This window comes from Pseudomonas sp. StFLB209 (assembly GCF_000829415.1).
Taxonomy (GTDB): domain Bacteria; phylum Pseudomonadota; class Gammaproteobacteria; order Pseudomonadales; family Pseudomonadaceae; genus Aquipseudomonas.
The window spans coordinates 5,887,449-5,899,997 of record NZ_AP014637.1 but is presented as its reverse complement, the minus strand read 5'-3'; the positions used below and the strand labels follow the sequence as shown (position 1 = coordinate 5,899,997).

The window sequence follows — 12,549 nt, the reverse complement described above, 5'->3', positions numbered from 1 at the left end:
GAGCCCAGCACCATGAGCGAGCGCTTTACCGAAACCCTGCGCCAACAGAGCGAACCTGACTGGTCTGCCACTGTGCAGCATCGCTTTGTCCAGCAACTGTGCAGCGGCACCCTCGACGATCAGGTCATGGGTCGTTACCTGATCCAGGACCATCGCTTTCTCGACAGCTTCCTGACCCTGCTCGGTGCCGCCATTGCCACGGCTGACAACTTCGAGTCGCGCCTGCGCCTGGGGCGTTTTGCCGGGATGATTTCGGGTGAGGAAAACACCTACTTCCTGCGCTGCTTCGAAGCCCTCGGCATCACCGAACCGCAGCGCCAGGACCCGCCTGATGCGCCGGCCACGGCGGGCTTCAAGGCAATCATGCGCGAAGCGGCGGCGACCCGTTCTTATGCGGCGGCGCTGGCGGTGCTCAACGTCGCCGAGTGGTCGTATCTGGACTGGGCGAGCAGGGCACAACAACCGTTGCCGCCGCGCTTTGTGCATGCTGAGTGGATCACCCTGCACGACAACCCGTTTTTCCGCGATTTCGTCGCATTCCTGCGCAGCGAACTGGACCGCGTCGGTCCCGCCGAGCAAACCGTCACCCGGGATTTCTTCCTGCGCGCGGTGCGCCTGGAGCGTGAGTTCTTCGACGCTGCTTACGCCACCGAGGCTTGAACCATGGATATCTTCGCCCGCCTGAAAACCGCGGCTTGCACCGAATGGCGCAGCTACGTGGAACACGCCTTCGTCCAGCAACTGGGCGCCGGCACCTTGCCCCAGGCTGCCTTTCGCCAGTACCTGATTCAGGATTACCTGTTCCTGATCCAGTTCGCCCGCGCCTGGGCGCTGGCCGCTTATAAAAGCCGCAGCATCGACGACATTCGTGCGGCCCAGGCCGGGCTGGCGGCGATTCTCAACGAGACCGAGCTGCACGTGCGCCTGTGCGACCGCTGGGGCATCAGCCGCCAGGTTATGGACGCCGCCCCCGAGCATCAGGCGACCGTGGCCTATACCCGTTACGTACTCGACTGCGGCGCCGCCGGTGACTTGCTGGAACTGCACGTCGCCCTGGCGCCGTGCGTGATTGGCTACGCAGAAATCGGCCGCGCCCTGGCGCCTCAGGGTGTCGACGCGTTGGGCGAGCATCCGTATGTCGACTGGATCGGTGAATACGCCAGCCAGGGTTATCAGCAGGTCGCGGCTGATGCCCGCCGTCACCTCGATCAATTGGCGGCGCGGAGCATGACCGAGCAGCGTTTTGCTCAATTGACCGGCATCTTTGCCACCGCCTCGCGGCTGGAAGCGGACTTCTGGCAAATGGGGCTGGAGGTACTGAAACACTGAAAATCGACAGGCGGTAGGCGGCGAGCGGGCGTATCACTCGTCTTTTTATAGATAGACGATGATCCAGGGGATCGACATGCTCGCTGAACCGGCCGCCCCTGCAACGGACCGGCAACCCTGGCAGAGCGCTGCCAATGTTGTCAGTGACACCCTGCGGATTCCCTTGGCCGCCAGGGCGCTGGGTGATGCCCTGTTTGCGCAAGTGGCCGTCAATGACCTGCATGCACGCCAGGCCTTGCCAAGCTGCCGCGAAAAGCCCCTTCCTTCAGGTGGGGGATGAAAGCGGCACCGCGAAGCGGTCATAGGGGTTAACATCCCTAAAACCGCCCCATCCTGTGTTTCATGACTGAAATGAAAGCGACCAAAACCCTCAAGGTTCGAGTGCGGGATAAGCACGCAGCGCAGCTGCGTGAAGCTTCTCGTGCTGTGAATTTTGTGTGGAACTACGTAAACGAGTTGAGCAGTCGCTCGATTCGTGAGCATGGTCGTTTTCTGTCGGCGTTCGACATTCACAAGTACACCAACGGGGCCGGCAAGGACCTGGGACTGCACAGCCAATCGGTGCAGGCTGTTGCCGACGAATATGTCACACGGCGCAAGCAGTTCAAAAAGCGCCAGCTCCGCTGGCGCTGCTCGGGCGGCGCTCGGCGCAGCCTGGGCTGGGTGCCCCTCAAGGCCGGCGCGGCTGTCTGGAAAAACGGCCAGGTCGTCTTCAACAGACAGCACTTCAAGGTCTGGGACAGCTACGGCCTGGCGGGCTTTAAATTCAGGTCCGGTAGCTTCAACGAGGACAGCCGTGGACGCTGGTATTTCAACGTCGTGGTCGAGGTCGATCGCCAGTTATCGCCAGGCCAGGATGCAGTGGGGATCGACCTCGGACTGAAAACCACGGCCACCTGCAGCGACGGTGATCGCCTTGAAAGCGGCAGGTTCTACCGGGATCTGGAGAGAGCCCTGGGCACGGCCCAGCGCGCCGGCAAGAAGGCCCGTGTGCGGGCGATTCACGCCAAAATTGCGAACCGCCGCAAGGATGCCCTGCACAAGTTCAGCAACGCGCTGGTCGCGCGTTGTGGCGTCATTGTGGTGGGCGATGTGAACTCACTGAAACTCGCGAAAACCAGGATGGCCAAGTCGGTGCTGGACGCCGGCTGGGGCCAATTGAAAACCATGCTGGAATACAAATGCGATCACGCAGGCACGGTTTTCAAGGTTGTTAGCGAGAGAAACACCACCCAAACCTGTTCGAGCTGCAAGCAATTGCCGGACTCGAGGCCGAGAGGTATCGCAGGGCTTGGAATAAGGGAATGGACTTGTTGTGGGTGCGGTGCCACCCACGACCGCGACGTCAACGCCGCAAAGAACATTCTCGCGCTCGGGCATGAGCGTCCAGTTGTGGGAATCCCCGCCCTTTAGGGCGGGGAGGATGTCAACACAATCAGAAAGCGCTGCTCGACCAGATCAACGAACAGACCCACAACGATGTGTTCGTCGCCTCTTACCAGATCTTCGAACTGCCCGATGATGGCCAGACCATCTCCCTGTGCAGTTGGACCCAAGGCGTACCCAGCCTGTTGCCCAAGACTGATCGGGTTGCACTGGTCGAGCCGGTCGCGGACGGTGAACCCAACGCCAAAGTCGTCGCCTGGCATGATGTCGAAGCGCAGTTGAGTGAATGGCTGGCGCTGGAAGAGGGCTATCCCGAGCGCTACCGCACGTTGGGCTTTCCGACAGCCGAGCAACTGGCGCGTTTGACGTCGGTGTGAGTTTTCTGTGTTGAATGGTTATGCCGCCCGTTAAAGGCCAGGCGTCTGCATCTTGATGCCAAAGCCCAATGCGGCGCTGCCGTGCATGGCGTCAATGTTGATCATCTATGCCCAGAGCTTCTGCAACCAGCGAGGCGGGTTCAGGGATCGCTAGAAATACCCGTCTGAACCCCCGTTGGCTCAGTCGACGATGAAGAGTCGGGCACCGGCAGTGGTGGAAGAGCGGTGTGCTTCTGCATTGTCGCCGACCTGATAGCTCATGCCCGGCAACAGGGTGAAGGTGCGGCCATCCTCCAGTTCGGTTTCCAACTGACCTTCAAGGCACAGCAGGATATGCCCTTTGCTGCACCAGTGGTCGGCCAGGTAATTGGCTGTGTATTCGACCATCCGGACCCGGACGCTGCCGAACTGGCAGGTGCGCCAGTACGCCGTGCCGGTTTCTCCCGGGTGTGCGGTAGCTTCGATGCGTGACCAGTCGGTGGTGCCAAAATCGATAGCACTCAGTTCCATGACAACCTCATTCATGCAGGGGGAGCTGCACAGTAACGATCAGGTCGCTTTGCTGATAGATACAGATCACTCTGGTTTTCGTCATACAGCGCTTGGGTCATTGCCACACAATGGTCAGACGGGTTTCGATCAGGGGGCACTGCGAGCTTCCGGCAGCGCATTGACCCCCTCCAGCGTCGCAAACGAAATATCTTTGGCGGTGAGCAAAAAATCGCGCACGTAAGGCACTTCGAGCATGTCGCTGCGCACGGCCGCAAACAGACTGGCCTGCAAGCCCTTCTTGCCCAGCCGTTTGGCGATAACATAACCGCGTGAGGTGTACTCGTGTACCGCCCAGTTCGGCAGGCAGCAAACACCGCGTCCGCTGGCAACCAGCTGCATCATCATCACGGTCAGCTCTGAGGTTCGTACTTGGGCGGGCTCGACGTCGGCCGGATCAAGGAAGCGGGTAAAGATATCCAGACGGTTGCGTTCGACCGGGTAGGTAATCAGGGTCTGGCTGGCGATGTCGTCAGGTTCCAGATGGGGCTTTTCGCGCAGGGTATGGTGCTTGTCGATGGCCAGCAGGGCTTCGTAGCCGAACAGCGGCACGTAGGTAATCCCGGGCAGGGTTATCGGGTCGGAGGTCACCACCAGGTCGAGATCGCCGCGTTCCAGCGCCGGCAACGGCGCAAACGAAAACCCCGAGGCCAGGTCCAGCTCAACCTCTGGCCAGGCACTGCGGAACTCATCCACGCAGGGCATCAGCCATTGGTAGCAACTGTGGCATTCGATCGCGATGTGCAGCCGCCCGGCCGTGCCTCCGGCCAGCCGTGCCAGGTCGCGCTCGGTGGTGCGGATCAACGGCAGAACCTGGTCTGCCAGTTGCAGCAGCTTAAGGCCGGCGCTGGTGAAGCGCACCGGCCTGGACTTGCGCACGAACAGTGGCACGCCAATGCGCTCTTGCATCTCCCTGAACTGATGCGACAGGGCTGACTGGGTCAGATGCAGGCGCTCGGCGGCTTTGTGCATGCTGTTGGTTTCGCGCAGCGCATCAAGGGTACGCAGGTGTCTCAAATCGATCATGAGCAGAACTACAATGGGAGCAGTGAGTTAAGCCGTGATCGCTGCTTCGTCTTTCATAAAGGCTGCAACCCGACATCGTGTCCGGATGCAGTTCAGTACAGGCCGGACAGTTCTTTTCGAACAAGCTCTGCGCCGGCACTCAACGCTTGCAGCTTGCCTCGGGCAACCTGGCGGGGCAGCGGAGCCATGCCGCAGTTGGTGCACGGGTAGAGTTTGTCGGCGTCCACAAACTGCAGGGCCTTGCGCAGGGTGTCGGCGACTGCTTCGGGGGTTTCGATCGCATGGTTGGCCACATCGATGGCACCGACCATCACCTTCTTGCCACGAATCAGTTCAATCAGATCCATGGGAACCCTGGAGTTGTGGCATTCAAGCGAGACGATATCGATAGCGGACTTTTGCAGCTTGGGGAAAGCCTCTTCGTATTGGCGCCATTCCGAGCCCAAGGTCTTTTTCCAGTCGGTATTGGCTTTGATACCGTAGCCATAGCAGATATGCACCGCTGTTTCACACTTGAGGCCCTCAATGGCCCGCTCCAGAGTGGCCACGCCCCAGTCATTGACTTCGTCAAAGAACACATTAAAGGCGGGCTCATCGAACTGGATGATATCCACCCCCGCCGCTTCCAGTTCCCGGGCTTCCTGATTGAGAATTTTGGCGAACTCCCAGGCCAGCTTTTCCCGGCTTTTATAGTGGTTGTCATAAAGCGTATCGATCATGGTCATCGGGCCTGGCAGCGCCCATTTGATCGGCTGGCGGGTTTGCTGGCGCAGGAACCTGGCGTCTTCGACAAACACCGGCTTTTGCCGCTCCACTGCACCGATCACCGTGGGGACGCTGGCGTCATAACGGTCACGGATTCTGACCGTCTCGCGCTTCTCGAAATCGACACCGCTGAGGTGCTCGATAAAGGTGGTGACGAAGTGTTGGCGGGTTTGCTCGCCATCGCTGACGATATCGATACCGGCCTGCTGTTGCTCATGCAGCGACAAGCGCAACGCATCCTGCTTGGCCTCGCTCAGTTCATCACCCTGGAGTTTCCAGGGCGACCAAAGTGTCTCGGGCTGGGCCAGCCAGGAGGGTTTGGGCAGGCTGCCGGCGGTTGAGGTTGGGAGCAGCTTTTTCATGATGGATGACCTTGTTTTATTCAACGGCAGGGGGGCGAGTCAAAGCGTGTACTGGGAGCACCACTGCTCAGAGGGTGTCTACAAAATGGCTGCACTCGGCAATACTGCGTTGAAATCGACCTCAAAATGCTCATGTACTTATGTACACTGCGCTTTTTCGCCCGATTTCGCCTTGTCTTGCCTTCGTTCGCCTATTTTGTAAACACCCTCTCAAGCACGGCCTGGTAGGGCCTGATGAAGTGCTCCTCGGCAAACCGTCCTTGCTCGATCGCCAGCCGGCTGCGTTCTTCGCGGTCATACACGATGCGGGTCAGCGAGTAATCCTGATGCTTGAGGCTTGGCTGGTAGTGTTGACCGGCGGCCGAGTTGGCGTTGTAGATTTCAGGCCGGTAGATTTTCTGGAAGGTATCCATGGTGCTGATGGTGCTGATCAGTTCCAGATCGGTGTAGTCGCCCAGCAAGTCACCGGTGAAATAGAACGCCAACGGCGCGGCGCTGTTCGGTGGCATGAAATAGCGCACCTGCAAGCCCATTTTTTTGAAGTATTCATCCGTCAGCGAATAGGCATCTTGCTGATATTCAATACCCAGTACCGGGTGCTGGTGTTCAGTTCGGTGATAGGTTCTGCTGCTTGATACACTCAGGCAGATGACCGGTGGTTTGTTGAAGTTTTCCTTATAAACGTCCGAGTTGATGAAGCACTTGAATAACTGTCCGTGCAACCTGCCGAAGTTATCGGGTGTGCTGGCGGTGGGATGATGTTTGTTGTGCTCCGGTAGCACGACACTGAAGTCATAGTCCCGAACATAAGAGGAGAAGTTATTGCCGGTAATGCCTGCAATGCGCTCGCCAGTATGCCGATCTACGATGGTCGTTTTCAGTACTTCAATCAGCGGCAGAGGCGGGCTGACTTCAATGCCGAGGTTCAATTCAACGGAAATGATCTCAAGCCCCACAGCATAACGATCGCCGCCAGGATTATCCCGTTGCGCCAGCGCATTGAAACGGTTGTCGATCATCTGCAGGGTGTTGCGCAAGTTCTCCTGGCGGCTGTTGCCTCTCGCCAGGTTGGCAAAGTTAGTGGTGATGCGGGTGTTGTCCGACGGTTGATAATGCTCGTCGAAACATGTGCTTTTAATCGCAAATGTCAGCGCGTTACTCATTTTGATCGGGTGTCCTGATGCCTGACGCAAACCTGAATCCGGTTCCTGATGTTCAGGGACTAGCCGTTTTGCAGGGGCGATAGAAGAATAAATAATCGATAATTATTCTAGGGCGGTCGGTCGGGTGAAGACAGTGAATTGATTTCACAAAATCTTTAGCCATCTTCATGATGGGATTTAACAAGACGGCGGTTCAATCAGGTGTTTTATGCCCCCGGTGGGAGCGAGGGTGGGAGCGAGCTTGCTCGCGAAGACGGCGGTGCATTCGCAGCCGTTGCTGTAACTTTAAAGGCCTCTTCGTCGGAGTGCCGCCCATACCAGGGTAGCTCCCACAGAGATATACAGCGCCTAACCGAACAGTATTGGATTTAACAGCCCGGCCTGCCGAGCAATAAAAAACGGCGCACAAGGGGGTTGTGCGCCGGTTGCCAGCGGTGTGGCCAGGGGTTTTACAGGATAACGATGTCGATCAACGCACCAGACAAGGCTGCTTGTTGTTGAACGTCCAGCCCGGAATCAGGAACTGCATGGCGGCCGCGTCGTCGCGGGCGCCCAGGCCCATGTTCTTGTACAGCTCATGGGCTTTTTGCAGTTGGTCCATGTCCAGCTCGACGCCCAGGCCCGGTTTGTTCGGTACCGCGACCTTGCCGCCTTCGATCTTGAACGGCTCTTTGGTCAGGCGCTGGCCGTCCTGCCAGATCCAGTGAGTGTCCAACGCGGTGATTTCGCCAGGGGCCGCCGCGCCGACATGGGTGAACATGGCCAGCGAGATGTCGAAGTGGTTGTTGGAATGCGAGCCCCAGGTCAGGCCCCATTCGTGGCACATCTGCGCGACCCGTACCGAGCCTTGCATGGTCCAGAAATGCGGGTCGGCCAGCGGGATGTCCACCGATTGCAACTGGATGGTGTGGCCCATCTGGCGCCAGTCAGTGGCGATCATGTTGGTGGCGGTGCGCAGGCCCGTGGCACGGCGGAACTCGGCCATCACTTCGCGGCCGGAGTAGCCGTTTTCCGCGCCGCATGGGTCTTCGGCGTAGGCCAGTACATGGTGCTGGTCGCGGCACAGGCGGATGGCTTCTTTGAGTGACCAGGCGCCGTTCGGGTCCAGGGTGATGCGCGCATCAGGGAAGCGTTCGGCCAGCGCGGTGACGGCTTCGATTTCCTCGTCGCCGCGCAATACGCCGCCCTTGAGCTTGAAGTCCTTGAAACCATAGCGGGCGTGGGCGGCCTCGGCCAGGCGCACCACCGCTTCGGGGGTCAGGGCCTTTTCGTGACGCACGCGAAACCACTCGTTGTCGGCGTCCTGCTCACGGCGGTAGGGCAGGTTGGTCTGATCCTGATCACCGACATAGAACAGATAACCGAGCATTTCCACCGCATCGCGTTGCTGGCCTTCACCCAACAGGGCGGCGACCGGCACTTCCAGGTGCTGGCCGAGCAGGTCGAGCAGCGCGGCTTCCAGTGCCGTCACGGCATGGATGGTGATGCGCAGGTCGAAGGTCTGCAGGCCGCGGCCGCCCGCGTCGCGTTCGGCGAAGGCCTTGCGCACGTCGTTGAGCATCTTCTGATAGGTGCCGATGCCATTGCCCACCAGCAGGCTGCGGGCATCTTCCAGGGTCTGGCGAATGGCTTCACCACCGGGTACTTCACCCACGCCGGTGTTGCCGGCGCTGTCCTTGAGAATCAGGATGTTGCGGGTGAAGTACGGGCCATGGGCGCCGCTCAGGTTGAGCAGCATGTCGTCATGGCCTGCCACGGGCACCACTTGCAGGCTGGTGATGACTGGGGTTTTGCCGGAGGTCTGCTGAGTCATGGTCGGGTCCTCTGTTTCTTGTCGGTGTGCGGGGTGGCGCAGGCCAGTCAGTGACTGGCCGAGGGCTTGATTTCAGCCACTGGCGTGGCGCCGGGCTTGGGTGTGCTGCGGGCGGCGAATACGATCACGGCAGCCAGGATCGAGGTGAAGGTCAGGGCGTACAGCCCGCCCTGGATCGAGCCGGTTTGCTGTTCCAGAATGCCGAAGGTGGTCGGTGCCACGAAACCGCCCAGGTTGCCCACCGAGTTGATCAGCGCGATCACCGCAGCGGCGATACGGGCATCCAGATACGCCTGCGGAATCGGCCAGAACAGCGACGACGCCGACTTGAAGCCCAGCGCTGCAAAACAGATGGCGACGAAGGCGAAGATCGGCCCGCCGGTGGTGGACATGAACATGCCGGCTGCCGCGATCAGCAGTGCGGCCGCCACCCAGGCCTGCTGGCGTTTCCATTTACCGGCCAGGGTGGCGAAGACGTACATGCCGACGATCGACAGCAGCCATGGCAGCGAGTTGAACATCCCGACCTCGAAGTCGGTGAGGCTGCCCATCTTCTTGATGATGCTCGGCAGCCAGAAGGTCGCGGCGTAGATGGTCAGCTGGATCAGGAAGTAGATCAGGCAGAACAGCACGATCTGGCTGTCTTTGAGCAACTGGCCCAGCGACGGCTTGATGGGCGTGGCGGCTTCGCGGGCTTTCTGCTCGGCGTCAATGGCACCCACCAGTGCATCCTGTTCTTCGCGGCTCAGCCATTTGGCGTCGTGGGGTTTGGAGTCCAGCCAGAACCAGACGAAGAAGCACAGCACCACCGAGAACATGCCCTCGATGAAATACATCCACTGCCAGCCTTTCATGCCAAGGCCGTTGATCTGCAACAGCAGGCCGGCCAGCGGGCCGGAAATCAGTGATGCAATGGCCGAACCGCTAAGGAAAATGGCAATCGCCTTGCCACGTTCGGCGCCCGGCAGCCAACGGGTGAAGTAGTAGATCACACCGGGGAAAAAGCCGGCCTCGGCCACGCCCAGCAAGAAACGCAGGATGTAGAAGTGGGTTTCGTTCTGGATGAAGGCCATGCACGCGGCAATGATCCCCCAGGTGAGCATGATGCGGGTCAGCCACACACGGGCGCCGACTTTTTGCAGAAGCATGTTAGAGGGTACTTCGAACAGCGCGTAGCCGATGAAGAACAAGCCAGCACCAAAACCGTAGGCGGCAGCGCCGATGCCCAGGTCGGTTTCCATGTGCGAACGCACGAAGCCAATGTTCACCCGGTCAATGTAATTGACGATGAACATGATCACGAACAGCGGCAGCACGTGGCGTTTGACTTTGGATATGGCCGATTGCAGAACCGGATCCAGGCCACTGGTCACACCGGGATTGGATGTACTCACTTGAGTTTTCTCCCACTCGTTATTTTTATGCGGGTTTGGAGCAAGTCGTCGCCTGCTTTGTCGGTCATCATACAAGCTGAAATTTGGCGCGCAAGCACTGTCGTGAGCGGAATTTGTTGATCGTGATGAATGGGTTTTAGGTGTTTTTCTGGTTTTTGTATGTGATTTATTGGTTTTTATCAGTATTTTTGCGGGTTTTAGGCGCTGATAAAAATTTCGTCGGATAACAAAAAATTCAGGCTGTGGAATTTCGGAAAAACACGTTACCGGTAACTTGTCTAACAAGTTGAACAAGTTCAGTTTGGCGTGTTGGCGACCAGTGACCACGGCCCGGTGGTATCATCCGCCCGATTACTGCGTGCAAAACTGAAGTAATCGACGTGTTCGCCCGGTCGCTTACGCCGGAAAAAGTACAACCCGTGTCTGGATGGCTTAATGCAAGAAAATCACGCGACCGCGCCCAAGCGCCGGCAACACAGTCTGGCCACCGATCTGGTCACCGAGTTGAGCCAGCGCATCCTGCTCGGCAAGATCCCGCCGGGGCACAAGCTGCCATCGGAGAACGAAATCGTTCGCGAACACGGGGTCAGTCGCACCGTGGTCCGCGAGGCGATTTCCAAGCTGCAGGCCTCAGGCCTGGTGGTTACCCATCAGGGCAAGGGCACTTTTGTGCTGGAGCGTGAAGACCAGACCGGGCTGCGCCTGAAGGTCGAAACCGCCTCACGGGTGCGTGACATCATCGAGCTGCGCATTGGCCTTGAGACCCAGGCCGTGGCGCTGGCGGCATTGCGCCGTACCGATGAGCAACTGGCGGCGATGCGCCAGGCGCTGGATGATTATCAGGACCTACTGGCCAAGGACGACAGTTGCGTCGAGGCCGACAAGCGCTTTCATATGCTGATTGCCGAGGCCACCGGCAACCCTTACTTCATCGAAATCATGCAGCATCTGGGCAGTGCGATCATCCCGCGCACCCGGATTGCCAGCAGTGAGCGTGCCGGCAACAAGCTGGTGCCTCACGGTTATCTGGCCAACCTGGAGCACGAAGCGTTGCTCAGTGCGATTCGCCGCAAGGATCCGGATGCCGCCCGCGCAGCGATGTGGACCCACCTGAGCAACAGTCGTGAGCGGCTGGTGCCGCTGGAGTAGCGAGCCTATTGGCCGAGCACATTGAGCATCACCTGCGACTGCCACTGGTAGTACGGGTTGAACGTCAAACGTGCGTGGACCTTGCCCGGTTCTTGATAGCCCCAGTCCGAATACCACACCGGCTCGCCCGCCATACAGCGGGCCATGTCCGGCAGTGGCTGACCATTCCAGCAGATGCGCTGGCTGCCCTGCGGGCCGTAGAGCGGGTTGTCGGGGGAAAACAGCAGGCCCATGTGAGAAAACTGGCTGATGTGCAGTTCCGGCAAATAGTCGTTGCGCGCCAGTACCCGTGGGTTTTGCGGCGCGGCTTGCGGGCTTGTCCCGTACCACACCAGGCGACTGCCCGGATGGGTGAAGCGCTGGTTGAAACTGTCGAGCACATACCGGGTGTCGAGCACTGAGTCGTGTTCGGTGATGACCATGAACACCGGCTTGCCGTACGGCTTTTGCTCCAGACGCTGGCGAGCCAGCACGCTGCTGTAATGGAACTGGGCAAAGCCATTGGTGGGCACATTCAGGTAACGCACCGGGGTCTGCATCGGTCGTACCCCGTCGTCGGGTTCTGCCAGCCACGGCCGTACCCAACTGATCCACGGCGTCACCCACACATAGGCGCTGTCAGAGCGAAACGCCGGAGAAAACAGCAACAGCCCTGCGATGTCGTCGTGTTGGTAGGCGTAGTCCAGGACCAGGTTGGCGCCGGTGGAGAAGCCGCCCAGGTACACCTTGGGCACCTCCCGCGACAATTGCGCGGCCTGCTCGCGGACCACCTGCTGCCATTGCGCCAGGGTGACGTTCAGCATGTCTTGCGGGCGGGTGCCGTGGCCGGGCAGCAGCACCGTGCGCACGATGTAGCCCTGATCGGCCAGGGTGCGGCCAATGTCGTGGAACGACCAGGGAGAATCGCCCAGGCCGTGCACCAGCAGCACACCGCCTTTGGGCGTGCCGTTCGGGCGCCACTGTTGCGGAGCGTTCCAGTTCAGCTCGGCGGTGCGGTCGGCGGTCTGGAACACCCGGTGGTTTTCGATCAGTTGCAGGGTCTGCTGGCGGTAGCTGTCGAAGCCGGTCGCCGGCGGCTCGTCGAGCCGGGAGGCGCAAGCCTGCAGCGCCAGGGCGCAAAGCACAATGGGCAGGTGAGAGTGGATCAAGGCAGGCAACCTTCAACAGGGCGGTGTGCAACCGCGACTGTGCCACGCCCTTCGCGCAGGGCTCCAGTTTCAGGCACACTCATTGGCA

At 59.6% G+C, this 12,549-nt stretch carries 13 protein-coding genes; 6 read left to right on the top strand and 7 right to left on the bottom strand.

What is annotated here, in order from left to right; all coding sequences use genetic code 11:
- The first annotated feature begins 12 nt into the window (after positions 1 to 12).
- From PSCI_RS26230 to PSCI_RS26210, 5 genes are all read left to right on the top strand, one after another.
- Complete coding sequence (locus PSCI_RS26230) at positions 13 to 660, top strand: TenA family protein (RefSeq protein WP_045492693.1); 648 nt, start codon at positions 13 to 15, stop codon at positions 658 to 660.
- 3 nt (positions 661 to 663) lie between these two features.
- Positions 664 to 1,329, top strand: coding sequence for a thiaminase II (gene tenA / locus PSCI_RS26225; protein WP_045492690.1), 666 nt, complete (start codon positions 664 to 666; stop codon positions 1,327 to 1,329).
- Positions 1,330 to 1,405: 76 nt separating this feature from the next.
- Positions 1,406 to 1,609 (top strand): hypothetical protein, encoded by a 204-nt coding sequence (locus PSCI_RS26220; protein ID WP_144403343.1) that lies wholly within the window; start codon positions 1,406 to 1,408, stop codon positions 1,607 to 1,609.
- Between the two features lie 71 nt (positions 1,610 to 1,680).
- Positions 1,681 to 2,742 carry an RNA-guided endonuclease InsQ/TnpB family protein gene (locus tag PSCI_RS26215; protein ID WP_045492684.1) on the top strand — a complete coding sequence of 354 codons (1,062 nt, stop codon included), beginning with the start codon at positions 1,681 to 1,683 and terminating at the stop codon, positions 2,740 to 2,742.
- Between the two features lie 68 nt (positions 2,743 to 2,810).
- Positions 2,811 to 3,092, top strand: coding sequence for a hypothetical protein (locus PSCI_RS26210; protein WP_045492681.1), 282 nt, complete (start codon positions 2,811 to 2,813; stop codon positions 3,090 to 3,092).
- Between the two features lie 180 nt (positions 3,093 to 3,272).
- Here the strand turns inward: PSCI_RS26210 and PSCI_RS26205 are convergent, their stop codons facing one another.
- From PSCI_RS26205 to PSCI_RS26180, 6 genes are all read right to left on the bottom strand, one after another.
- Positions 3,273 to 3,602: a DHCW motif cupin fold protein gene (locus tag PSCI_RS26205; protein ID WP_045492678.1), complete on the bottom strand. Its 330-nt coding sequence runs from the start codon at positions 3,600 to 3,602 to the stop codon at positions 3,273 to 3,275.
- Between the two features lie 129 nt (positions 3,603 to 3,731).
- Complete coding sequence (locus tag PSCI_RS26200; RefSeq protein WP_045492675.1) at positions 3,732 to 4,667, bottom strand: LysR family transcriptional regulator; 936 nt, start codon at positions 4,665 to 4,667, stop codon at positions 3,732 to 3,734.
- A gap of 92 nt (positions 4,668 to 4,759) precedes the next feature.
- A complete protein-coding gene (locus PSCI_RS26195) occupies positions 4,760 to 5,794 on the bottom strand; it encodes a methionine synthase (protein WP_045492672.1) in 1,035 nt (344 codons plus the stop codon).
- A 191-nt stretch (positions 5,795 to 5,985) separates the two neighbouring features.
- The gene (locus PSCI_RS26190) at positions 5,986 to 6,957 is read right to left on the bottom strand and encodes a DUF1852 domain-containing protein (RefSeq protein ID WP_045492669.1); all 972 of its coding nucleotides are present in this window, start codon (positions 6,955 to 6,957) and stop codon (positions 5,986 to 5,988) included.
- A gap of 469 nt (positions 6,958 to 7,426) precedes the next feature.
- The gene (gudD, locus tag PSCI_RS26185; protein WP_045492666.1) at positions 7,427 to 8,770 is read right to left on the bottom strand and encodes a glucarate dehydratase; all 1,344 of its coding nucleotides are present in this window, start codon (positions 8,768 to 8,770) and stop codon (positions 7,427 to 7,429) included.
- Between the two features lie 47 nt (positions 8,771 to 8,817).
- Complete coding sequence (locus PSCI_RS26180; protein WP_045492664.1) at positions 8,818 to 10,164, bottom strand: MFS transporter; 1,347 nt, start codon at positions 10,162 to 10,164, stop codon at positions 8,818 to 8,820.
- A 435-nt stretch (positions 10,165 to 10,599) separates the two neighbouring features.
- Here PSCI_RS26180 and PSCI_RS26175 point away from each other — a divergent pair, with 435 nt between their 5' ends.
- Positions 10,600 to 11,313: a FadR/GntR family transcriptional regulator gene (locus tag PSCI_RS26175; protein ID WP_045492662.1), complete on the top strand. Its 714-nt coding sequence runs from the start codon at positions 10,600 to 10,602 to the stop codon at positions 11,311 to 11,313.
- Between the two features lie 5 nt (positions 11,314 to 11,318).
- Here the strand turns inward: PSCI_RS26175 and PSCI_RS26170 are convergent, their stop codons facing one another.
- Entirely contained in the window at positions 11,319 to 12,461 is a 1,143-nt protein-coding gene (locus PSCI_RS26170) for an alpha/beta hydrolase (RefSeq protein WP_084710145.1), read from the bottom strand.
- Positions 12,462 to 12,549 lie beyond the last annotated feature (88 nt).